General features: G+C 66.3%; 25 protein-coding genes. 3 read left to right on the plus strand and 22 right to left on the minus strand.

The annotated features are described in order from the left end of the window. Positions 1-19: 19 nt before the first annotated feature. The 20 genes from SJI00_RS19290 to SJI00_RS19385 form a co-directional block, all read right to left on the minus strand. A complete protein-coding gene (locus SJI00_RS19290) occupies positions 20-1,246 on the minus strand; it encodes a beta-ketoacyl-ACP synthase (RefSeq protein WP_322463272.1) in 1,227 nt (408 codons plus the stop codon). Beyond that, entirely contained in the window at positions 1,246-1,974 is a 729-nt protein-coding gene (gene fabG / locus SJI00_RS19295; RefSeq protein ID WP_322463273.1) for a 3-oxoacyl-ACP reductase FabG, read from the minus strand. Before fabG ends, SJI00_RS19290 begins: the two co-directional genes overlap by 1 nt. After that, entirely contained in the window at positions 1,967-2,437 is a 471-nt protein-coding gene (locus SJI00_RS19300) for a hotdog family protein (protein ID WP_322463274.1), read from the minus strand. The genes fabG and SJI00_RS19300 overlap by 8 nt, the downstream gene beginning before the upstream one ends. Beyond that, positions 2,434-3,627: a beta-ketoacyl-[acyl-carrier-protein] synthase family protein gene (locus SJI00_RS19305; protein ID WP_322463275.1), complete on the minus strand. Its 1,194-nt coding sequence runs from the start codon at positions 3,625-3,627 to the stop codon at positions 2,434-2,436. The genes SJI00_RS19300 and SJI00_RS19305 overlap by 4 nt, the downstream gene beginning before the upstream one ends. Then, entirely contained in the window at positions 3,624-4,109 is a 486-nt protein-coding gene (locus tag SJI00_RS19310) for a DUF3261 domain-containing protein (RefSeq protein WP_322463276.1), read from the minus strand. The genes SJI00_RS19305 and SJI00_RS19310 overlap by 4 nt, the downstream gene beginning before the upstream one ends. Continuing rightward, positions 4,106-4,837 carry a class I SAM-dependent methyltransferase gene (locus tag SJI00_RS19315; protein ID WP_322463277.1) on the minus strand — a complete coding sequence of 244 codons (732 nt, stop codon included), beginning with the start codon at positions 4,835-4,837 and terminating at the stop codon, positions 4,106-4,108. The genes SJI00_RS19310 and SJI00_RS19315 overlap by 4 nt, the downstream gene beginning before the upstream one ends. Further along, positions 4,834-6,081: an NAD(P)/FAD-dependent oxidoreductase gene (locus SJI00_RS19320; protein ID WP_322463278.1), complete on the minus strand. Its 1,248-nt coding sequence runs from the start codon at positions 6,079-6,081 to the stop codon at positions 4,834-4,836. The genes SJI00_RS19315 and SJI00_RS19320 overlap by 4 nt, the downstream gene beginning before the upstream one ends. After that, on the minus strand, positions 6,068-7,225 hold the full coding sequence (locus tag SJI00_RS19325) for a cation:proton antiporter (RefSeq protein WP_322463279.1): 1,158 nt from the start codon (positions 7,223-7,225) through the stop codon (positions 6,068-6,070). The genes SJI00_RS19320 and SJI00_RS19325 overlap by 14 nt, the downstream gene beginning before the upstream one ends. A 64-nt stretch (positions 7,226-7,289) precedes the next feature. Then, complete coding sequence (locus SJI00_RS19330; RefSeq protein ID WP_322463280.1) at positions 7,290-9,608, minus strand: MMPL family transporter; 2,319 nt, start codon at positions 9,606-9,608, stop codon at positions 7,290-7,292. Beyond that, complete coding sequence (locus tag SJI00_RS19335; protein ID WP_322463281.1) at positions 9,598-10,206, minus strand: outer membrane lipoprotein carrier protein LolA; 609 nt, start codon at positions 10,204-10,206, stop codon at positions 9,598-9,600. Before SJI00_RS19335 ends, SJI00_RS19330 begins: the two co-directional genes overlap by 11 nt. An 11-nt stretch (positions 10,207-10,217) precedes the next feature. Beyond that, positions 10,218-10,643 carry an acyl-CoA thioesterase gene (locus SJI00_RS19340; protein ID WP_322463282.1) on the minus strand — a complete coding sequence of 142 codons (426 nt, stop codon included), beginning with the start codon at positions 10,641-10,643 and terminating at the stop codon, positions 10,218-10,220. Continuing rightward, complete coding sequence (locus SJI00_RS19345; protein WP_322463283.1) at positions 10,636-12,180, minus strand: HAL/PAL/TAL family ammonia-lyase; 1,545 nt, start codon at positions 12,178-12,180, stop codon at positions 10,636-10,638. Before SJI00_RS19345 ends, SJI00_RS19340 begins: the two co-directional genes overlap by 8 nt. Next, positions 12,161-13,099 carry a lysophospholipid acyltransferase family protein gene (locus SJI00_RS19350; RefSeq protein WP_322463284.1) on the minus strand — a complete coding sequence of 313 codons (939 nt, stop codon included), beginning with the start codon at positions 13,097-13,099 and terminating at the stop codon, positions 12,161-12,163. The genes SJI00_RS19345 and SJI00_RS19350 overlap by 20 nt, the downstream gene beginning before the upstream one ends. After that, positions 13,096-13,839, minus strand: a complete 744-nt coding sequence (locus SJI00_RS19355; RefSeq protein ID WP_322463285.1) for a glycosyltransferase family 2 protein — start codon at positions 13,837-13,839, stop codon at positions 13,096-13,098. The genes SJI00_RS19350 and SJI00_RS19355 overlap by 4 nt, the downstream gene beginning before the upstream one ends. Next, positions 13,832-15,511 (minus strand): ApeI family dehydratase, encoded by a 1,680-nt coding sequence (locus SJI00_RS19360; protein WP_322463286.1) that lies wholly within the window; start codon positions 15,509-15,511, stop codon positions 13,832-13,834. The genes SJI00_RS19355 and SJI00_RS19360 overlap by 8 nt, the downstream gene beginning before the upstream one ends. After that, positions 15,508-16,053 (minus strand): COG4648 family protein, encoded by a 546-nt coding sequence (locus tag SJI00_RS19365; protein WP_322463287.1) that lies wholly within the window; start codon positions 16,051-16,053, stop codon positions 15,508-15,510. Before SJI00_RS19365 ends, SJI00_RS19360 begins: the two co-directional genes overlap by 4 nt. After that, a complete protein-coding gene (locus SJI00_RS19370; RefSeq protein ID WP_322463288.1) occupies positions 16,050-16,304 on the minus strand; it encodes an acyl carrier protein in 255 nt (84 codons plus the stop codon). Before SJI00_RS19370 ends, SJI00_RS19365 begins: the two co-directional genes overlap by 4 nt. Before the next feature lie 9 nt (positions 16,305-16,313). Continuing rightward, positions 16,314-16,586, minus strand: a complete 273-nt coding sequence (locus tag SJI00_RS19375) for a phosphopantetheine-binding protein (RefSeq protein ID WP_322463289.1) — start codon at positions 16,584-16,586, stop codon at positions 16,314-16,316. Next, on the minus strand, positions 16,555-17,373 hold the full coding sequence (locus SJI00_RS19380) for a lysophospholipid acyltransferase family protein (RefSeq protein ID WP_322463290.1): 819 nt from the start codon (positions 17,371-17,373) through the stop codon (positions 16,555-16,557). Before SJI00_RS19380 ends, SJI00_RS19375 begins: the two co-directional genes overlap by 32 nt. After that, on the minus strand, positions 17,349-18,071 hold the full coding sequence (locus tag SJI00_RS19385; RefSeq protein ID WP_322463291.1) for a beta-ketoacyl synthase chain length factor: 723 nt from the start codon (positions 18,069-18,071) through the stop codon (positions 17,349-17,351). Before SJI00_RS19385 ends, SJI00_RS19380 begins: the two co-directional genes overlap by 25 nt. 316 nt (positions 18,072-18,387) lie before the next feature. Here SJI00_RS19385 and SJI00_RS19390 point away from each other — a divergent pair, with 316 nt between their 5' ends. The 3 genes from SJI00_RS19390 (at position 18,388) to SJI00_RS19400 (ending at position 19,881) form a co-directional block, all read left to right on the plus strand. Then, positions 18,388-19,158, plus strand: coding sequence for a ParA family protein (locus tag SJI00_RS19390; protein WP_322463292.1), 771 nt, complete (start codon positions 18,388-18,390; stop codon positions 19,156-19,158). A 68-nt stretch (positions 19,159-19,226) separates the two neighbouring features. Further along, positions 19,227-19,535 carry a type II toxin-antitoxin system HigB family toxin gene (locus tag SJI00_RS19395; protein ID WP_322463293.1) on the plus strand — a complete coding sequence of 103 codons (309 nt, stop codon included), beginning with the start codon at positions 19,227-19,229 and terminating at the stop codon, positions 19,533-19,535. Continuing rightward, a complete protein-coding gene (locus SJI00_RS19400) occupies positions 19,525-19,881 on the plus strand; it encodes a helix-turn-helix domain-containing protein (protein WP_322463294.1) in 357 nt (118 codons plus the stop codon). Before SJI00_RS19395 ends, SJI00_RS19400 begins: the two co-directional genes overlap by 11 nt. A gap of 26 nt (positions 19,882-19,907) precedes the next feature. Here the strand turns inward: SJI00_RS19400 and trxC are convergent, their stop codons facing one another. Together trxC and selO are read right to left on the minus strand one after the other, a co-directional pair. After that, entirely contained in the window at positions 19,908-20,342 is a 435-nt protein-coding gene (gene trxC / locus SJI00_RS19405) for a thioredoxin TrxC (protein ID WP_322463295.1), read from the minus strand. Between the two features lie 341 nt (positions 20,343-20,683). Beyond that, positions 20,684-22,144 (minus strand): protein adenylyltransferase SelO, encoded by a 1,461-nt coding sequence (selO, locus tag SJI00_RS19410; protein ID WP_322463296.1) that lies wholly within the window; start codon positions 22,142-22,144, stop codon positions 20,684-20,686. Positions 22,145-22,151: the final 7 nt, after the last annotated feature.

Genomic DNA, 22,151 nt, shown 5'->3' on the forward strand with positions numbered 1-22,151 from the left:
GAGTGGAGTGGTGTTGCGGTTATTGCCAGCGGCGGAAGATCAACGAGGTGTTGACTCCGCCGAAAGCAAAGTTGTTGTTCATCACGTACTCGTGGCTCATGCCACGACATTCCCCGACCAGGTAGTCCAGTTCGCCGCAGCGCGGGTCGATCTCATCGAGGTTGAGGGTGTGCACGTAGCGGTCGCTATTGAGCATCTCGATGCTGAACCACGATTCCAGCGCCCCGCAGGCGCCCAGGGTGTGGCCGAGGAAACTCTTCTGCGAACTGATCGGCATGCGCGGCCCGAACAGGCTGCTGGTGGCCAGCGTTTCGGCGATGTCGCCCTGCTCGGTGGCGGTGCCATGGCCGTTCACATAACCGATGGCCTCGGGCGCCAGGCCGGCATCTTCCAGCGCCAGGGTCATGGCCCGGCGCATGGTGACCTGCTCTGGGCGGGTGGTGTGCTGGCCATCGGCGTTGCTGCCGAAACCCACCAGTTCGGCGTAGATGTGCGCGCCGCGCGCCAGGGCATGGTCGAGCGCTTCGAGCACCAGCATGCCGCCGCCTTCGCCGATCACCAGGCCGTCGCGGCCGCTGTCGTAGGGGCGCGGGCTGAGGTGCGGGGTGTCGTTCTTCAGGCTGGTGGCGTACAGCGCATCGAACACCATGGCTTCTGTGGGACACAGCTCTTCGGCGCCGCCGGCGAGCATCAGCGGCAGACGGCCGAACTTGATCGCCTCGTAGGCATAGCCGATGCCCTGGCTGCCGCTGGTGCAGGCGCTGGAGGTGGGAATCAAGCGGCCGGTGAGGCCGAAGAAGATGCTGATGTTGGCCGCCGTGGTGTGCGGCATCATGCGCACGTAGGAGTTGGCGTTCAGGCCCACGGCCACCGAATTGAGCAGCATGTTGCCGAACGCCTTGATGTCTTCGGTGCTGCCGGTGGACGAGCCACAGGCCACGCCCATGCGCCCGTCGCGAATACTGGCATCAGACAGCAGCCCGGCATCGTCCAAGGCCCGCTCGGCCGCTGCTACCGCCAGGCGCGAGACCCGGCCCATGCTGCGCAGCTGCTTGCGGGTCCAGTGGCCTGGGGCCTGGAAGTCATCGATAGGCCCGGCCAGACGGGTGTTCAGCTCTTCGAAACGATCCCACTCGTGCATCCGCCGAATCCCGCTGCGGTTGCCAGCGAAATGCCCGACGATGGTCGGCCAGTCGCTGCCCAGGGAGGTGATGCCGGCCATGCCGGTGACGACCACGCGATGCATCAGCACAACCCTCCGTTGACTGCCAGGACCTGGCGGGTGATGTAACTGGCCTCGGCCGACATGAGGAAATTCACCGCGCCGGCGACGTCTTCCGGGGTGCCGGTGCGTTGCGCGGGGATCATTTTCAACAAGTCCTGGACCGGCACGTGCTCGTCGAGCATGGCCGTGTCGATCAGCCCGGGGGCCACGCAGTTGACGGTGATCTTGCGCTTGCCCAGCTCGATCGCCAGGGCCTTGGCGGCACCGATCACGCCGGCCTTGGAGGCGCTGTAGTTGACCTGCCCGCGGTTGCCGATCAGCCCCGACACCGACGTGATGCAGACGATGCGTCCAGCCGCGCGGCGGCGAATCATGGGCATGATCACCGGGTGCAGGACGTTGTAGAAGCCGTCGAGGTTGGTGCGGATCACCTGATCCCAGTCCTCGTCGGTCAGCGCCGGGAAGGCGTTGTCACGGGTCAGGCCGGCGTTGCACACCACGCCGTAATAGGCGCCGTGGGCCTCGACATCGGCGACCAGCGTTGCGGCGCAGGCGGCGCGGTCAGCCACGTCGAATTGCAGTACCCGAGCCTGACGGCCCAGGGCATGGATGTCGGCCGCCACCGCATCGGCTTCGCGACGGCCACTGCGGCAGTGCAGGACCAGGTCGAAGCCGGCCTGGGCCAGGCGCAGGGCGATGGCCCGGCCGATACCCCGGCTGGAACCGGTGACGAGAATGGTGTCAGTCATGGGGGGATTCCTCAGGGCCCGCCTCGGCCAGGTAACTGGCCGCTTGCGGCGGGCGGTAAACGTTCAGGCGGGCGCTGGCGTGGATGCCGGGGCCGCGCAGGTGGCATTCGAAGACGCCCATGCCGTTGTCGTCCTGCAGCGAGCGCAGGGCGTGAATGTGCAGCTCGCTGCCGGCCGGGAAGTGCTCGACATCGCACTCGAACTTGCGTGTGCCGATCAGAAAGCCCAGTTCCACCGCCTTGCCGTCGGCCCGAGCATGACAACCGGCATAGGCCGCCACGCTCTGCGCCATCAGCTCGATGCCGACCCAGGCCGGCAGGCTGCCGTCGGCGCGGTTGAACAGTCCGCCAGGGCGAACCGTGGCGCGGGTGTGGACCTGCTCCTCATCGAACGCGATGACCTGATCGATGAGGATCATGTCGCCGGCATGGGGCAGCAGTTCGGCCAGGGGCCAGGCAATCATGGGGCGTCTCCGAGAATCAGGCTGATGTTGTTGCCACCGAAGGCGAACGAATTGCTCATCAGGTAGCGCGGGCCGTCAGCGGCCAGGTGCTGGGCACCGTCGGTGAGGGCCAGCGCTGGTAGGGCGGGGTCCTGCTGGCCGTCCCACAGGTGCGGCGGCAGGCGGTTGTCAGGGTTGTGCGGGCTGAGCAGCAGCCAGCAGAACGCCGCCTCCAGCGCGCCTGCGGCGCCCAGGGTATGGCCGGTCATGGGCTTGCTTGACGAGCAGGGCAGGCCGGCGCCGAACAGACCGTGCACGGCCATGCTTTCCATGGCGTCGTTGTGTGGCGTGGCGGTGCCGTGCAGGTTCAGGTAGGCGATCTGCGCGGCCTCCAGGCGCGCATGGCGCAGCGCCTTGTGCATCGCGGCCTGGGCGCCCTTGCCCGTGGGGTCCGGGGCCGAGATGTGGTGCGCGTCCGAGCTGGCCCCGGCGCCGAGCAAGGCGATCGCCGGCGTGCCGGGTGCCGCTTCGCGGGTCATCAGAAACAACGCTGCGCCCTCACCGATGTTGATGCCGTTGCGCTTGGCCGAGAACGGATTGCAGCGTTGTTCGCTGACCGCCTCCAAGGCACTGAAACCGTTCAGGGTCAGGCCGCAGAGGCTGTCGACACCACCGCACAGCACCGCATCGCACAGGCCCATGTCGAGCAGCCGGCGGGCGCTGAGCAAGGCCCGCGCGCTCGACGTGCAGGCGGTGGAAATCACGTAGGCCGGGCCGCTTAGTTGCAGCCAGTCAGCGAGAAAGGTGGCCGGCGCGCTGAGTTCCTGCTGGGCGTAGTGGTAGTCATCCGGGAAGGTCTGGGTGTGCAGGTAATGAGCGATGCCGGCACTGGCCTCGGCGATGCCCGAGGTGCTGGTGCCGAGCACCACGGCCACCCGCGCGGCGCCGAAACGGGCGATGGCCTGGCCAATGGCCGGCTCGATCTGCTGCGCGGCGGCGTACAGCAATTGGTTGTTGCGGCTGTGCTGGTCGGCCAGCGGCACGGCCGGCAGCGCGCCTTGCACGGCGCCCACCGGCAGACAGCGTTCGGCCACCCAATGGGGGGCCGGACACATGCCTGAATCGTCACCGGCGAGCAGGCGGCGGGTGACCTCGGCTTGGCCGTTACCCAGCGCGCAAACCAGGCCCAGGGCGTTGAGGTAGGCCGTCATGGGGTGTTCTCGCCAGTCAGAGGGCTGAGCCTATAGCGCAGGCCGTCGGCAAGGTGCACGGTGAAGGTAGCGGGCGTCTGGTACGTCACGCGCCAGCGCGGATCGAGGCGCCGCTCGGCGCCCTGCTGCTGGGCGTGTGGGTAAAAACGCTGCACCTGGGCGTCGGGGGTCAGTGCGAACAGCAGCGCGGCGAACAGCTCGCGCGCCGCCGGGTTCGGCGGCAACAGGCCATCGGCACGCCACTGCTGGCCGTCGAGCACTTGGCGCGCCTGTGGAATGCCCAGCGGATCGAGCAGCGACCAGCGCAGCCCGTTGCCTTCAGGTTGCAGCACCAGCAGCCAGTCCTGGCGCTGGCCTGCTTGTTCGCGCTCGACGTGCCACTGGCTCGGCACCGGCACTGGCGGCAGTTGCGCCGGCAGCGGCGGGCGCCCGGCGCAGGCGCTGAGCAGCAGACCCAAGAGCAGGCTGATGATGAGGTTCATGGCTGCTCCAGCGGCTTGCGCGCCACCACGTTGACCAGCGTTTCCTCACGCTGGCCCACCGGTGGCGGCTTGCGCAAGCCCAGGCGTTCGAGCAGGCCAAAGTCCTTGGCACGGCTCCACCACAGGTAGGGGTAAGACACGTTGCGCGGACCGAAGGCAAAGCCTTGATCGCGCAGCATCTGCAAATAGCCCTCGGCGCTCTTTTGCACGTGCATGGGGTGGCGGAACAGCCAGCGAATCACCCAGGTGTCGATGTAGGCCTCGGTGGATTCGGCGAACAGCAGGTAGCCGCCCGGTTTCAGCACCCGGTAGAACTCGGCCAGGGCCTGTTCCTGTTCCACCAGGTGGTGGAAGGTCTGGTGGCAGAACACCACGTCGACACTGGCATCGGCGAACTGCAACTGCGCGCAGTCGCTGCCGCGCAGTTCCACGTTCAGGCCCAGGCGCGTGGCTTCTTCGGCGCTCAGTTTCAGGCTGTGCGGGTCGGCGTCGGTGCCCATCAGCCGCGACGGCGCGAACACCCGCTGCAGGTGCTGGAACGATTTGCCCTGGCCGCAGCCGACATCGAGCAGCACCGGCGCTGCGGGCAGCGGGGTGTCGAACAGGCGGTGCAGGTCATCGATGGCAACCCGCAGCACGTGGTGCTGCCAGGTGTGGCTGCGCAGGAACCAGAAGCCGAAACGGGTTTCCTCGACGTAGCTGTCACTCAAAAACGGCGACTGGCTCATACCGCCTCCCGCGCACACAGTTCGGCCAGGGTGCGCAGGCGCCGGCGTGGCTCGGCGACGAAGGGGTTGCGGGTGTCCCAGGCGTAGCCGGCGAGGATCGAGCTGATCATGGCGCGGATTTCTGGCGAACTGCCGGGATGGTAGATGACATCCTGGAAGCTGCCGTCGTACCAGCCCTCGACATACACGCGGAAGGTGTCCACGCCGCGTTTGAGCGGGTCGGCGAATTCGCTCTGCCAATCCACCGGGTTGCCCTGCAACTGCCGGTGCAACAGGTTGGCCGCCATGCTCGCCGAGCGCATGGCGATGGTCACCCCGGAGGAAAACACCGGGTCGAGGAATTCCGCCGCGTTGCCGAGCAGGGCGAAGCCGCGCCCGTGCAAGCTCTTCACGTTGGCCGAATAGCCGCCGATGGTGCGTGCCGGGGTGTCCCACACGGCGTGTTCCAGCACCGTGGCCAGGCTCGGCGTCTGGGCGATGAAGTGCTGCAGGCAGGCATCGAGGTCGGTGGGCGCTTGGGCAAAATGCGTGGCGTCGGCCACTACACCCACCGAGGTGCGGCCGTCGCTGAACGGGATGGTCCAGAACCAGATGTCGCGGTGCTGCGGGTGGGTGGTGATGAGGATCTTGTCGCGGTCGAAACCAGGCTGGCTGATGCGGTCTTCGATGTGGGTGAACACTGCCTGGCGGACCGGGAAGCTGGACGGCGCTTCGAGGTCGAGCAGGCGCGGTAGCACGCGGCCGTAGCCGCTGGCATCGAGCACGAAGTCGGCCTGCACGGCGTAATGGCTGCCGTCGGGACGGCGCACCAGCACGCGGGGCTGCTCAGCGTTCATGTCGGCTTCGACGATCTCGTGCTCGTAACGGATTTCCACGCCCTGGGCCTGGGCCTGGTCGGCCAGCAGTTGGTCGAACTGCGCGCGCTGCACCTGGAAGGTGGTTGGCTTGCCAGGGGTGAACTGCTCGCCGAAATCGAACGCCGAGTACGCCTCGCCCCAGGCGAAAGCTGCGCCGTTCTTGAACTGGAAGCCTGCGGCGTGCACCGCCTCGAGCATGCCGGCTTCTTCGACGAAGTCCAGGCAGTGGGCCAGCAGGCTTTCGCCGATGGAGAAGCGCGGGAAGCGTTGGCGTTCGATCACCAGCACGTCGTGGCCTTTACGCTTGAGTAGCGCGGCGGCAATGGCGCCGGAGGGGCCTGCGCCAATCACCAGGACCTGGCGTTGCTGCAATTCAGTGTTCGGCATGGGGCCTCCTGGCCGTGGGCAATGGATTCAAGGGCAAGCGGTGCAGACCGGCCAGGGCCGGCATCAAAGTGGCGACCAGGCTCATCAGCATCAACGTCAGGTACAGCGATGCGCTGATCAGTTGCTGGCTGAGCAGCAGATTGAGGAAAACGATTTCGCTCAGGCCGCGAATATTCAGCAGCAGGCTTTCCCGCCACTTGCTGGCGCCTGCGAATGATGGCGCGGCCCAGCACAGGCCGAGCCAGTTGCCGAGCAGCTTGCTGAAAATCGGCAACGCCACCAGCGCGATCAGGTGCAGCGGTTCGAACGTTTGCAGCGCCTGCTGCACATCGACCTGCAGCACGCCGCAGGCAAGGATCAGTGGCACCGCCAGGTATTGCTGCAGACCTTGCGACCACCTCGCGGACAACGGCAGGCGCAGGTTCAGCTGGAGCAGGGCCAGGCAGGCCAGAAAGCCGATACCCAGCAGCAGCGCATTGAGCCGGTAGTGTTCAGCCGCGAACAGCAGCGCCAGGAAAATCCCGCCGTATGCCGCTGGCGCGCGCAGACCCAGGGCGTAGAGCGGCAAGGGCGCGAGCGCCGCCACGAGCGTCCAGCCGAGGCTTGCCGGGTGCAGGCTGCCTTGGCCGAGGCCGAGCAGCAACCAGCAGGCCAGGTCGATGACGATGGCCGCTTGCAGCAGGCGCCGGCTCGCAGCAGGCGGGTAGTCGATGGCGCGCAGGTACAGGTGCAGCACCGGGATGGCCGTGATGGCAAACACCAGGCCCAGGGCCAACGCGGCGATGCCCTGAATGTGCAGCAGCCACACCGCGCAAGCCAGGCCGCAGGCGAACGGCACCCCAAAACTCGGCAGCGCCAGCTTCAGCGCTTCGCGGTCCGGGCGCAGTTCGCGCACATCGGCCAGGATCGCGCCCAGCAGCAGGGCGAAACTGGCGCCGTACAGCGTCTTGACCCAGCCCGGTGAAAGCAGCTCAGCCGTGTCCAGCGAGGAGGCCGGCTGGCTCAGCAGCAGGTTCAGCAACGGCAACGCGAGGGCTGCCAGCAGCAGTTGGCTGACCACCGGAATCAGGCCCAGGCGCTTGCCCAGCCCACAGGCCGCCGCGAAGCCCAGCAGGATCAACGCCCACATCCCGAGCACCGTCATGGCGCCACCTCGCTATTGCCAGGGGCTTGCAGGCGTTTGGGCCGCCGCCGTTGCGCAGCAGGCTTCATGCCGCCACCTCCCGCTCACGCGGCGCGGCCCACGGCGCCAGCAGGAAGCTGAACGCCAGCCCCAGGCTGACCGCCAGGCCAAAATTGCTCACCGCCGGCGTGGCCGACAAGGCCAGCAGCCCGAACGACAGCCACGTCGTCAGCGCCGCCAGCAGCGTGCCGAGCAGGCTCACTGCCGCGCCGCCGATGCGTTCGTGCATGAGGATGGCGTAATCCACGCTGATCGCCGTCACCAGCAACAGGCCGAACAGGCTGAACAGCGTCAGCGGCTGCCCCAGCCAACCCAGGCAGGCCAGGCTGCACAGCGCCGCCAGCAGTGGCAGAGCCACCAGCCGCAGCGCGCCGCCCAGGCCGAACGGCAGGATCAGCAACAGCAGGATCAAGCCGCACGACACCAGCTTCAGCTCCACGGCGTTGATCTGCGTGGCCGCGAACAAGCGGTTCAGCTCGCCCAGTCGGTCAACCAACTGCACCCCAGGCTGATCCTCGGCCAGCAAGCCCAACAGCGCCGCATCGCCCAGGCCTTGCAGGCTGACGATGGCAGCCACGCCGTCGCCGTCCTGGCCCAGCCACAAGGGTCGCCAGGGTTCGGACAGCGGACCTTGCAGGGCTTGCTCGATGGACTGAGTCGGCAACTGCTGCAACTGCTCGACTTCAGCGGCCAGTGCCGCTTCTGGCACGCCCAAAGCCACCAGCGGTTGCCAATGCTGGGCCAACGCGCCCAGGGCTTCACGGGTCTGCTGCTGCGCATGATCACTGCCCACCAGCTGGCTGAGGCTCAGGTAGCCCTTGAGCTTGCCCAACCCCACCAGCTCATCGAGCTTGGCCGACAACCCTTGAAGACGTTCGAGCAACTGGCGCTGATCTTCGCCACGCACCAGGTAGAACTGGCTGGTGGGCTGGTAACCGGTAATGCGCGCCACAGCCTGGGCGTCTTCGAGCAACTGCGGCGGGCTGGCGACCCACTGGCGGATGTCATTGCGGCTCTGCAACTGCCACAGCCCGGCGGCGGTGAAGGCCAGCAGCAGTGCCAGCAAGGCTGCGCTGGGCACGCGACGCAACAGGGCGGCGCGCCAGTCGATCAGGCGCTGGGCAAGGCGCAGCGGCCACTCGGCCGGCTGCAACGAGGTGCGCGCGAGCAGCGCCGGCAGCAGGCACACGGCGCTCAAATAGGCACCGATCAGGCCGGCGGCGGAGAACGCCGCGATCTGCGTCAGCGCCGGGAAAGGGGTGAAGGCCAGGGCCAGGTAGCCGATGCAACTGGTCGCCAGGCTCAGGCTCAGCCCTGGCAAGGTCAGCCGTACTGCGCTCCAGCTGCGCCACGGACGCAGGCTCCAGCTCTTGGACAGGTAGTGCAACGGGTAGTCGACCGCCACGCCGATCAGGCTCGAGCCCAGCACCAGGGTCATCACATGCATCGTGCCAAACAGCGCCACGCACGCCACCGCGCCGAACAGCATGCCGACCAGCACCGGCACGAACGCCAGCAGCGCCTGCCAGCGGCGAAACGCCAGCAGCAGCATCAGCAGAATGCCGAGCGTGGCACCGCCGCCGACCCAGGTGATTTCGCGGGTGGCCTGTTGCTGGCCGTGGGCGGCGTACAGCAAGCCACTGGCCGCATGCAGGCTGGCACCCGCCTGCACGGCGCTGGCCCGGGTGGTGTCGAGCAGCGCGGACACCTGCAGCGGCAGGTTCAGGTCAAAAGCACTGCCTTGGGTGCGGGCGCGGATCATGACCCAGTGTGCGCCGTCGGCCTGGGCCACCAGCGCGCCGCTTGCCGTGTCCATCTGCACGTTGGCCGGAATCGGCTGGCTGGCTTGAATACGTGCGCCCAGGCCCAGCCAGTCGTCCTGGTTCGACAGCAGGCTGAAACCGGCAAAGGGGTCGAACAGGCTCTGCACGCGTTGTTCGATGAAGGCGTCAGGCTGGTTCAGCAACTGTTCACGGTCGTCTGCCGACAGCAGCGCCAGGCGGCCTTGCAGCAGTTGCTGGCGCAGCGCGGCGAGGTCGGGTTGCAGGCTCCACTGGACCTTTTCAAACAGACCACTGGCTTGCCACTGACCCGCCAGCTGTTGCGCCAAGGCCAGTGCCTGGGCGCGGTCTGCATGGCCGACCAACACCAGCAGCTCGCGGTTGAGCGGCGCCTGCATGCGCTGCTCGGCGCGCTGCACGAGCGGGTCCTGGGTGTCGCCCGGCACCAGCGTCATCAGGTCGGCAGACACCGGCGCACCGGCACGCCATTGCCAGCCGGCGGCGCCCAGCACAATGACCAGGAGCAGCAGGAACAGGCGCGGCAGCAGGCGTTCAGCGGGCAAAGTCGGAGCGCTCCGCGTCGGTCAGGGCCGCTTCGCCGTGGCTTTGCGGCATGCGCAACACGGTGCTGTCGCCCTGGGTTTCCTTCAGTTCGATGCGCTGCACGTAATCGGCGCCGCTGATGTCGATCGCGGTGAACACTTGCTTGAGCAGCATCGAGCGGGGCGTCAGGCGCAGTTGCCATTGCCCGGCATCACCGCTCAGTTGCAGGTCGAAGTCGCGCTGCAGGCCCGTGCTGTCACCTTGCAGCACGGCGAAGAACAGCCGGTTCTGCTCGGCCCCGGCGCTGCGGCTGGGCAGGGTCTGCCAGCCGCTGGCGTCACGCCGGGCGATGCCGGTGGCGTCGATGCGGTAGTCCTGGCGCAGCGGCGTTTGCAGCAACCACAACAGGCCATGGTCGCGGGCCAGCACGAACTCGCCCTTGCTGGTCAGCGGCTGGGGCAGGGCACGCAGGTGTTTTTCCTGTACGAACGGGCCCTTGACCACGGCCGGCTTGCTCAACTGTTGCTGCAGGTCCTGCAGGTTGAAGGCCAAGGCCAGGGGGCTGGCCAGCAGTGCCAGCGTGGTGATCACTGCACGGGGCACACGTACGCGTTTCATGGCAGCCCCTGTCATGGCAGCACCTGGGCGACGGCGTCGAGCATGGCCTGGGGTGAGACCAGCTGCATTTCGCCGCTGTCGATGTGCACCGCCACTTGCACCGTGCTGGCGCGGGTCATGCGTTCGCCACTGGCGGCGTCGCTGATCAGGTAATGGATCTTCAAACGGTTCTCCCACTCCACCAGGCTGGCGCGCACGTTCAGCCGCTGGCCGAAGGTGGCGCCGCGGATGTAGCGCAGTTGCAGGTCGATCACCGGCCAGCCGAAGCCGCTGGCCTTCATGGCGCTGTAGTTGTGCCCGAGGCGGTCGAGCAGGGCGCAGCGGGCGACTTCCAGGTATTTGACGTAATGCCCGTGCCAGACGATGTGCATGCTGTCGACATCGAAGAACGGCACGACCATTTCGCAGTCGATGTGAAACACTCCGGCGCTACGCATGCAGCCTCCAGTGGCGCGCAGCGATGCGTGCCAGGCACAGGCGCAGGTCGCTTTCCAATGCGCGGTCTTCGATGACCGGGGCAAAGTCGCTGACCAGCGCGTCGTGCATCTGCGCCAGCACCGGCGGCAGGCTCGGAGCATCCGCCTCACGGCCGCGCAGCCACACGCCTTGATTGGCCGCCAGCAGGCTGGCGGCGGCGACCTGTTCGGTCAGCTCCAGTACGCGCAGGGCGTCGCGTGCGGCGATGGTGCCCATGCTCACCTTGTCTTGGTTATGGCACTCGGTGGAGCGCGAGAACACGCTGGCCGGCATGGTCAGCTTCAGCGCTTCAGCGGTCCAGGCGCTGGTGCCGATCTGCACGGCCTTGAAGCCGTGGTTGATCATCGCCCGGTCTGCCGGCGCGCCCGACAGGTTGCTCGGCAGGCCGTGGTTGTAGCGCACGTCCACCAGCAGCGCGAGCTGCCGGTCGAGCAGGTCGGCGACGTTGGCCACCAAGGTTTTCAGGCTGTCCATGGCAAACGCGATGTGCCCGCCGTAGAAATGCCCGCCGTGCAGCACGCGCTCGGCGTCGCCGTCGATGATCGGGTTGTCGTTGGCGCTGTTCAGTTCGGTCTCGATGAAGCCGCGCAGCCAGCCCAGGCTGTCGGCCAGCACGCCCAGCACATGCGGTGCGCAGCGTAGCGAGTAGCGGTCTTGCAGGCGGTGCAGTGGCGGCAGCGGGGCGTCGATGGCCAGGTCCTGGCGCAGCCAGGCGGCCACTTGCATCTGCCCGGGGTGCGGCTTGGCGGCGAACAGGCGCTCGTCGAAGTGCTCCGGGTTGCCTTGCAGGGCGATCACGTTCAGTGCGGTGATGCGCGTGGCCAGTTGCAGCAGGTAGTCGGCGCGGGCGAAGGCCAGGCAGGCAAGGCCCGTCATCACGGCAGTACCGTTCATCAGTGCCAGGGCTTCCTTGGGCCGCAGTACCAACGGCTGCCAGCCCAGTTCGCGGTGCACGTCGGCGCTGGGGCGGCGCTCGCCCTGGTACAGCACCTCGCGTTCACCCGACAGCGTGGCGGCCACGTAGGACAACGGTGTGAGGTCGCCGCTGGCGCCGACCGAGCCTTCTTCCGGAATCAGCGGCAGGATGTCGTGCTGCAGGAAGGCCTGCAGACGCTCCAGCAACTCCCAGCGCACCCCAGACACTCCATGGCTCAGCGAGCGCAGGCGCGCCGCCAGCACGGCGCGGGTGGCCGGTGCATCGAGCAGCTTGCCCAGGCCGCAGCCGTGGAAGGTATAGAGGTGGCGCGGCAGGGCTTCGACATGCTCCAGCGGCACCGCCACCACGCAGGAGTCGCCATAACCGGTAGTCACGCCGTAGATCACCCCTTCCTTGTCCAGCAGGGTGTCGAGAAAGCGTGCGCCACGGGCGATGCGCTCGCGGTAGGGCGCGTCGTCCTGCAGGCGGGGCGCAGCCTGGCGCTGGGCCAGGGCCAGGACATCTTCGATCGCCAGGTGCGATTCACCGAACACGATGGGCTCAGGGGCGTGCGTCGTCATGGGTGTTCCAGAAGGGGTAGAAGTTGAACCATTGCAGGGGGGCCTGCTGGCAGTAGTGGCCCAGGCGCTGGGCGTAAGCGGCGGCCCACTCGGCAATGACCTGGTCGCGTTGGCTGCGCCGCCACTGCACACGCGCGGCGAACGGCTCGAGGGTGACCTGATAGCGGCCCTGGTGCTTGAGGCAGAACAGCAGGTTGACCGGGCATGCCAGCAGGCCCGCCAGCAACCACGGGCCTTGGGCGAAGGCGGCGGGCTTGCCGAGGAAATCCACCGCGACCGTGCGTGCGCCATGCAGCGGCACGCGGTCACCGGCAATCGCCAGCCACTCGCCGCGCTCCAGACGCTCGGACAGCTGCAGCATCACGGCCGCGTCCAGCTCGCTGACCTGGATCAACCGCAAGTGGCTGGCCCCGGCTTCGCCCAGCAGGCGGTTGAACTGCTCGGCGTGGCGGGTGTGCACCAGCACGTTCATGGTCACCTGCTCGCCCAGCTCGGCCAAGGCGCGGCAGACCTCAAGGTTGCCCAGGTGTGCGGCCACCAGCATCTGCCCACGGCTGCCGCGCAACTGCTCGCGCAGGTTGCCGGGGTCGTGGATGTCGATGTCCTGCAGGCGCAGCTTGCCGTTCCACACATCGAGCTTGTCGAGCAACGAATCGGCAAACGCCATGAACTGGCGAAACACCCGCCACTGGCTGGGCGCCGGGGTGCGTCCGGCGCTGAACTGGTGCAGCTGCGCCTGGTACTGCCAGGCACTGCGCCGGGCGCGGGCGCCGAACAGGAAGAAGTAGGCGACGATGCCGTGGATCACCGGGCTCAGCACGCGCCGACCCAGCAGGCGCACCAGCGTGGCGGTCAGCTTCATCAGCCTGAAGCTGCCGCGCTCGCGGTGTTCGGCCCAGTGCTGCGGGCGCTCGCTCATCGTCGCCACCGGCGCAGGTTGCGCAGCAGCAGGCGCGGCGCGCGCAGGAGCATGCCGCAGAACAGCGTGGCGTGCATTTTCGAGATCAGCGCGTTGTCGTGTACCAGACGAAAGTGCGACAGGCCGTCTTGTGGGTAACGCACCTGGGTCGGCAGCCAGCGCATCGGCTGGTCGCGCCAGCTCAGGCGGACGAGGATTTCCGGGTCGAAATCCATGCGCTTGCCCACCTTCACCTGGTCGATCAGCGCCAGGGTCGGCGGCAAGGGGTAGACGCGAAAACCACACATCGAGTCGGGAATCTGCAGCGACAGGGTGTTGATCCATACCCACACGTGGGTCAGGTAGCGGGCATACAGCCGGCCCTTGGGCACGCTGCTGTCGTATTGCGGGTAACCGCAGATCAGCGCGTGTGGATAGGTGCGTGACTGGGCCAGGAAGCGGGCCACGTCGCCCAGATCGTGCTGGCCGTCGGCGTCCACTTGCAGCGCATGGCTAAAGCCCAACCGCGCGGCTTCACGCAAACCGGCCATGACCGCGCCGCCCTTGCCCTGGTTGACGGTCAGCTCGACGCGGTACACCTGGGGCCGTTCTTCGAGCTGGCGCAACACCCGCGCGCAGGCCGGGCTGCTGGCGTCGTCGACCAGCACGCAGGGCAGGCCGGCGCGTAGCAGGTCATCGACCACTCCGGTCACGGCGTGCTCGTGGTTGTACACCGGGATCACTGCGCAGGGGTTATGCACCGGTGGCCTCCAGCAGAATCCGGCCGCTGGAGCAGGCGCGTCCGGCACAGGTGTAGGTGAAATACAGCTTGCTGCGCGCGGCATCGAAGCGCAGCAGCAGGTCGAGCTCATCACCGGGGCGCACCAGTTGCTGGAACTTCAGCACTTCCATGCCGGCGAAGCGTCGGCCGCTGCCGAGCAGCGGTGCCGCCAGGGCGATGGCCCAGTCGACCTGCACCACACCCGGCAGCACCGGGCTTTGCGGGAAGTGGCCGGGGAAGCAGGCGAGGTCAGGTGGCACTGCCAGGCGCAGGGTCAGCTGATCGTCGCTCTGCTGGTGCGCCAGCACCTCGGCAGCCAGGGTCCGCGGTGCTTGTACCAACGCTTGCAGCTCGGCCTGGGGCAGTTTGCCCTGGGCGTTGTAGGGCAGTTGGCGCAGCAGGCGCCAGCGGCGCGGCAGGGCGATGGCTTCGCAGTGTTCGGCCAGGTGCTGGCGCAAGGTCGCGAGCAAGGCGCGTCGGCCACCGTTGCGCAGTGCGTGCAAGCCGCCAGGGCTGAGCACCAGTAGCGCACCGAGCGAGGCGCGCTGCGCCTCGACCACCAGCATTCGCCCCTCGCTGACCCACGGGTGGCTGCACAGCGCCTGTTCCAGCAGCGGCAGGGCGATGCGTTTTTCTTCCAGTTTGACGATGCGGTCGAGCCGGCCCAGCAAGCGGAAGCGGCCGTCTTCGAGCATTTCGGCGGCATCGGCGCTGTGCTCGAGGTGGCCGGGCGGCAGGTACGGCGAGGCGATCTGCAACGCGCCCTCGGCACTCAGGCTCAGCTGCACGCCGTGGAACGGCTGCCAGGCGTTCTGCGCCTGACGCCAGGCGATGCCACCGGTTTCCGAACTGCCGAGAATCTCCAGCGGCCACAGGCCCAGGCGTCGCTGCAACTGCTCAGCAGCGCCTGCCGGCAGCGCGCCGCCTGAGGAAAACACCGCGCGCACGGCGCTCAGCGCCGGCCAGTCGAGGTTGTCGCCCATGCGCTTGAGCAGCGCCGGGCTGGCGACCCAGGCGAAAGACGAACAGGCCAGGCTGGCGCGTTGCAGGTCTTCGGGGAAGGCCAACTGGCGCCGGGCAAAACCGCGCCCGGCGCACAGCGGCCAGAGCACACGGAACAACAAGCCATAGATGTGCTGGGTGGCCACGCTGCCAACGATCCAGGCGTCGCCCAGGCGCGCGCCCCACAGGGCCTCCAGCGCCTGCACTTCGTTGGCCAACTGCTGCAGCTGCTTGTCGATGCGTTTGGGCTCGCCGCTGGAACCGGAGGTGCACAGGCTGATGCGGCACTGCGCAAGGTCGAGGTCGGCAGGCGCCAGGGCCGTGCCGTGCAGGCTGCAGAGCGTGGCGTCGCTGGGCTGATCGGTCAGCCACAGGTCGACCTGATCGTTCCAGCGCGCGCGGGTCTGCGCTTGCAGGTCGGCCGGCAGCAGCACGTCGACCCCGGCGCGCCAGGCACCGAGCAAGGCGATGGCCAGCTCGGCGGCGTCTTCCAGGTGCAGCGCCACTCGGCGAATGCCGCGCTGCTGCAGGCCACCGGCCACGCGCAGGGCCTGCTGGCACAGCGCGGCGTGGTCCAGCGCGGGTTCAGCGCACACCTGGCGCCGCGCATCCCGCGGGCGCAACAGGTGATGTAGATCGATCCAGCTCATGGGCGTCCTCGCACACGTTGTCTGATCAGCCATTCGCCAGCGAACAGCAGGCCCATCGCGGCATAGGCGATCAGGCCGTTGTAAAGCGTCCACCAGGCCAGCGGCGCCCATAGGGTCAGGCCGGCGGCGATCAGCCCGTTGAGCAGAAAGAAGCCGCTCCACACCTGCGTCACCTGGCGGGTGTAGCGCACCGCACGGGGCGCCAGCGCGGGGTCGCGCAGGCGCGCCAAGCGCTCGGCCACCGGCATGCCGCGCAACAGGCTGCTGCCGAACAGCGTGAGCATGAAAGCGCTGATCAGCACCGGGTACCAGCGCAGCAACTGCGGGCTGTCGGCCAGCGCCAGCACCGCGCAGAAGGCCAGCGCCACCAGCGCCGTAGCGCCGCTGCCGGCCTGGCGCGGACCGCTCAGCCAGCGCGCCAGCCACAGGGCACCGAGCAGCACGGCGAACTGCCAGGGGGCGAAGTGGGCCATGCCGAAGTGCACCGCAAACGGGTACAGCACGCCGGCCAGCACCAGGCCCAGGCCGATCAGGCGCTTCATGCCGCCGGGTTGACCAGGCGGAACACTGCCTCGACCACGTCGTTGACGGTGCGCACGGATTTGAACTCGTCGGCGGCGATCTTCTTGCCGGTCTGGCGTTTGATGTGGTCGATCAGGTCAACGGCGTCGATGCTGTCGATTTCCAGGTCCTGGTACAGGTTGGCGTCCAGGCTGATGCGCGCCGGGTCCAGTTCGAACAACTCGACCAGGGCCTCGCGCAGGGTATTGAAGATGTCTTCACGGGTTTGCATGGTGCGGTCTCAGGCGGCCAGACGAGCGTTGACGAACGCCGCCAGGCTGGCGACGTTGGCGAAATGGTTGCGGGTGTCCTTGGCGTCGGCATCGATCTTGATGCCGTAGCGCTTCTGCACGGCCAGACCCAGCTCCAGTGCGTCCACCGAGTCCAGGCCCAGGCCTTCGCCAAACAGGGTCTGCTGGTCATCGATGTCGTGCACGCTGATGTCTTCCAGGCCCAGCGCGTCGATGATCAATTGTTTGATGTCACGGTTGAGGTCTTGCTGTGCTTCGCTCATAGGCGGCGAGCTCCTTGATGTAGTGCTGGTGCAGAAAATCGTTGAGTTTGCGCGAGGCCTGCGGCGCAGGGCCCTGGGCGGCGAACGCCTGCGGGTCGATGTCGGCGCCCACGCGCAGGGTGAACTGCACCCGCGAGTGGGGAATGCGATACCAGGGTTCGTTCTTGGTCAGGGTGGTGGGGCTGACGGTGATGGTTACCGGGGTGATCACCGTTGCGCCGCGCAGGGCAATGGCCGCCGCGCCGCGGTGGAACGTGGGGGGCTGGCCGGGCGGGGTGCGCGTGCCTTCGGGGAAAATGATCAGCGACTGGCCATGCTGCAGGGCGGCCACAGCGGCATCGAGCATTTCCAGGCTGCCGTCGTTGCGGATGTACTGCGCTTCGCGCAGCGGCGCGCGGGTGAAGGGGTTGCTGAACAGGCTGTGCTTGACCACGCAGTTGGCGTGGCGCACCAGACCGAGCAGGAACACCACGTCGATCAGGGACGGATGGTTGGCGATGATCATCTGCCCCGGACGCCCCAGGCGCTCGATGCCGTCGAGCTGATACGTCAGCACGCCGCTGGCGCGCATGAAACGCACGAAGCGCCAGAACAGCCAGCCGATGGTCTGCCGGGCACGCTGACGGCGGCGCTCGGCGTCGCCTGGCAAGCAGGCCAGCAGCGGAAACACCAGCACGCGCAGGCCCAGCCCGCCCAGGCCGAACAGGCAGAAGCTCAGCGCGGTGGCCAGCAGCCGCCAGTGGTAGGCGTTGCGTGGGGTGCTCATGGTTGGCGCTGCCAGGACCATGCGCGCTGCTTCCAGGCGTGGGTAAAACGCTGTCGATCGTTGAGGTGGGCGTGCAGCCAGCGCAGGGCGTGGGGCAGCTCGGTGTCGCTTGGGGTGGGCTGCGGGTTGCCGCCCAGGCTCAATTGCCATTGCTCGCCCGGCGTGATCAGCAGGCCCATGGCGTAGGCGAACGGCACATCGGTGATGCGCGGGCTGTAGACCTGCGGCGGCTGTTCCTCGGCGACGATCAGCAACACGGCGGGGGCGCCGTCATGCAGCAGGCCGGCGGCCTCCAGCAGGCCCTGCTCGAAGCCATCGCCGGCAGCGGCCAGGGCAGTCATCTCGCTGGTTTCACCGCGCAGGATCGACCACAGGCCGATGATCGCATTGTGTACCGATAGGCTGAACTGGGTCGGTGACAGCGGCTGGCGCTCGGCCAGTTCGCAGAGGATCGAGAACGTTCGCGGCGTTTCCCCATGGCGCGAAACGAAGACCAACGGCAAGCCGGTATGCCCCTCGGCCAATGGCCAGCCCACGGCGAACGCCATACGTGCCAAATGGCTGAGGCGTCGCCGTTGCAGGGCTGGCAGGAAGGACACGTCTGGCGCCGCGTCGGCGTCCAGAGGCACATCTGCGTGCACCGCCCAGCGCTGCCACTGTTCAGGCGTCTGCAGGCCGGGGGCCCAGGCACGCCATTGGCTGATATCGAAGGTAATCACGATGTATGTTATTTCCCGCCTGAGGGACGTCCTTGCCGTGGGGATGACTCTGAGCAACGACCTGGCTGGGCTGGCGCATTGATGAGTGGCGCGCATTATCCCGGTGACGGAGGTGTCTAGCAAACATTGGTTACGTGGTCGCCATCAGACAATTTTCATAGCGACAAGTGCGAAATGATGAAATTTATGTCAGACGTTTCCGATAAGTGGCGCAATAGAGGGGTTGCCGATGCGGTTTTTTCTCCCGTGGCGATACTGGTAATGCAACAGAGCCGACCACATACTCGGTCCTTCGTTGACAGTTGGAGGGTTTTCCATGCGGCGTGTGGTGTTCAATCAGAAAGGCGGAGTGGGCAAGTCGAGCATCGCCTGCAACCTGGCGGCGGTGAGTGCCCATGAGGGCTATCGGACCCTGCTGATCGACCTCGACGCCCAGGCCAACTCCACCCAGTACCTCACCGGCCTCACCGGCGATGACATCCCCACGGGCATCGCCGAGTTCTTCAAGCAGAGCCTCTGCAGCGGCATGGCGAAGAAGAACAAGGTCGACATCTACCAGACCCCCTTCGACAACTTGCACCTGATCACCGCCACGGCGGAGCTGGCCGACCTGCAGCCAAAGCTTGAGGCCAAGCACAAGATCAACAAGCTGCGCAAACTGCTGGATGTGCTGGACGAAGACTACGAACGCATCTACATCGATACCCCGCCGGCGCTGAACTTCTACACCGTTTCCGCATTGATCGCCGCCCACCGCGTGCTGATTCCGTTCGACTGCGACAGCTTCTCGCGCCAGGCGCTGTATGGCCTGCTGGCGGAAATCGAAGAGCTCAAGGAAGACCACAACCCGCAACTGACGGTCGAGGGTATCGTGGTCAACCAGTTCCAGTCCCGCGCCAGCCTGCCCCAGCAGATGCTTGAGGAGCTGATCGCCGAGGGTTTGCCGGTGCTACCGGTGTACCTGGCCAGCTCAGTGAAGATGCGCGAATCGCACCACGCCAACCTGCCGCTGATTCATCTGGACCCGAAGCACAAGCTGAGCCAGCAGTTTGAGGCGTTGCATGATGTGTTGGAGCGTAATGGGTGATTTAGCGTTGAGGGTTGCAGTGGAGCCAGATCGTAACTACTATCTCCCAAAATGGGAGATAGTGCTGGATGCGGGTCATAGCAAAAAGTACATTGGTAAAATTCTGTAATACCCCAGGATATGAGGATGCTTTCGCCCCGTTGCAAAGCTGGCATGACATGTTACTCAAGGCCCACTGGTCAACGCCCCAAGAGCTAAAGGCTCAGATTGGGAATGCCAGCATCTGCGGGAACAACCGAGTGGTATTCAATATCGCAGGGAACAAATATCGGCTTGTCGTCGAGATGCAGTACCGAGCGGGTATCGCCTGGGTCAAATTCGTCGGTACTCACAAGCGCTATGACGAAATAGACGTGGAGGCAATCAATGAATGTTAAGCCCATTCGCAATGACGAAGATCTTCAAAGGGCTTTTCAGCGACTGGAAGTCATTTTCCAGGCTGAGCCAGGAACGCCTGAGGCTGACGAAATGGAAGTGCTTGTAGCGCTCATTGAAGTGTATGAGTCCAAGCATTATCCGATTCCGCCTGCTGATCCGATTGAGGCCATTAAATTCTGCATGGAGCAACAGGGCCTTACGCCTCGGGACCTTGAACGCTTTATTGGACCAAGCGGAAGAGTGTCAGAGGTCATGAATCGCAAGCGAAGCCTGAGTTTGAGCATGATCAAGCGTTTGCATGAAGGGCTCCGTATCCCTTATGAGTCTCTGTTGGCTGGGGTTTGACCTATAGCTCGATTACTTGGCGCCATTCACAAGCCTTCACTCCCCAACCACTGCATCAACGCCTGCAACGGAAACGCCCCGGCCTGACGCGCGACTTCGCGGCCGTTCCTGAACAGGATCAGGCTGGGGATCGAGCGGATGCCCAGTTGGGCCGACAGGTTGCGGTTGGCTTCGCTGTCGAGTTTGGCCAGGCGGCAGCGGCCTTGTAGCTGTCGGGCGGCTTGGGCGAAGACCGGGGCGAAGGCTTTGCAGGGGCCGCACCAGTCGGCCCAGACGTCGATCAAGAGCGGCAGGTCGCCTTTGATCTGGCTGGGGTAGCTTTGTTCGCTCAGGTCGAACGGTGTGCTGGGCAGTACCGACTGCTTGCAGCGCCCGCATTTAGGGGCGTCGGCGAGGCGCTCGGCAGGCAGGCGGTTGAGGCCGTTGCAGTGGGGGCAGGGGATCAGCAAAAGATCGGGCATGATGATGGGTCTCCTGGCAGAGTGGCTTGAGTCGTAGTGTGGCCTGAAACGGCGGGTGTTGCGGGACGTCTGGGCAGGGTGGCGCCGACGCCTCGGCCACCACGGCTTTCAGGTTGTTCGCAGTGTCCGGACGGGGGCGGCGACGCCGCCCTTCGCGAGCAAGCTCGCTCCTACCAGTGCCTAACCCCTGTAAAAGCGAGCTTGCTCGCGATGACCGGCAAAGCCGGTCCTCTGGCGGGCAGGCTTCACCTGCAGGTCATTCGTGTTGTCTGCATTGGGGCGGCGATGGCGCTGACCTTGGGGCATCACTCAAAGCGCCAAACCCCCGATTCCACTACCCCTCACGACGAACAGCTGATCTCCAGATGCTTGCCCCACTCCGGTGGCCGTTGGGCGTATGCCTGCATGCCGGCCTGCTCTTCGAATGGGCGGCTGAGCACTGAATGCAGTTCGCGCACTTTGCTGTAGTCCCCCGCTTCTGCGGCCTCGATGGCCTGCTGGGCGAGGTAGTTACGCAAGATGTATAGCGGATTCACCGCATGCATGCGTTCGCGACGTCCCTGGTCATTGCCCGGTTCGCGTGCGCAGCGGGCGCGGTAGGCCTCGCTCCACCGATCAAAGGCGGCCAGGTCGACGAAGTCGTCGCGCACCACGTTCAGCGCGGCCTCCACGGGTTGATCACCCAGGTGACGGAAGAACAGCGTGTAGTCCACCCCGCCGCGCTGCATGCATTGCAGCAGTTGCTCGATCAGCGCCATGTCGTCGTCCTCGGCCACGGTCAGGCCCAAGCGGCGACGCATCAGGTCGAGGTAGTGCGCCTGGTACAGCGGCAGGAACAGGTTCAACGCCTCCTGCAACGCTTGCACCTCGACGAACGGTGTCAGCGCCTGGGCCAGCGCGCTGAGGTTCCAGTGGGCGATGGGCACCTGGTTGCTGTAGCTGTAGCGGCCCTGGTCGTCGGAATGATTGCAGATGAAGTTGGCGTCGAAATCATCGAGAAACGCATACGGCCCGAAGTCGAAGGTGATGCCCAGGATCGACATGTTGTCGGTGTTCATCACGCCATGGCAGAAGCCGTAGGCCTGCCAATAGGCGATCAGCTCGGCGTTGCGCTCCACGATGCTGCGCAACATCGCCAGGTACGGCAGCGAATCCTGCTGGCACTCGGGGTAATACGCGTGCAGTACGAAGTCGAGCAACTGCTGCGCCTGTTCCGGTTGCTTGGTGTAGTAGAAGTATTCGAAATGCCCGAAGCGCACATGGCTCTGTGCCAGGCGCAGCAGCATGGCCGCGCGCTCCTGGGTCTCGCGCCAGACCACGCTGCTTGAGCCGATCACGCACAACGCCCGACTGCTGGGAATGCCCAGCGCATGCAGCGCCTCTGAACCCAGAAACTCGCGAATCGACGAACGCAGCACCGCGCGGCCATCGCCCATGCGCGAGAACGGCGTCTGTCCGGCGCCCTTGAGGTGCAAGTCCCAGTGCTCGCCGGCGTCGTTGACCACCTCACCCAGCAGCAGCCCCCGGCCATCGCCCAAACGCGGGGTATAGCCACCGAACTGATGCCCGGAATACACCATCGCCCGAGGATCGGCCTGATCCCACAGCGTGTGCCCGCTGAACAGTTCGGCGAACAGCGGCTGTTCGGCAACCGCCGGGTCCAGGTCGAGCAGCGCCATGGCCGACGGGCTGGCGACGACCAGGCGTGGCTCGGCGATCGGATCGGGCAGCACTTGCACGGAAAACGCATCGCCCAGGCGGGCGAAGCGGGTGTCGAAGCTGAGTTGATCGAGGGATTTCACGCGGCTT

Origin of the sequence: Pseudomonas gebzensis, from assembly GCF_034427815.1 — a bacterium.
Taxonomy (GTDB): domain Bacteria; phylum Pseudomonadota; class Gammaproteobacteria; order Pseudomonadales; family Pseudomonadaceae; genus Aquipseudomonas.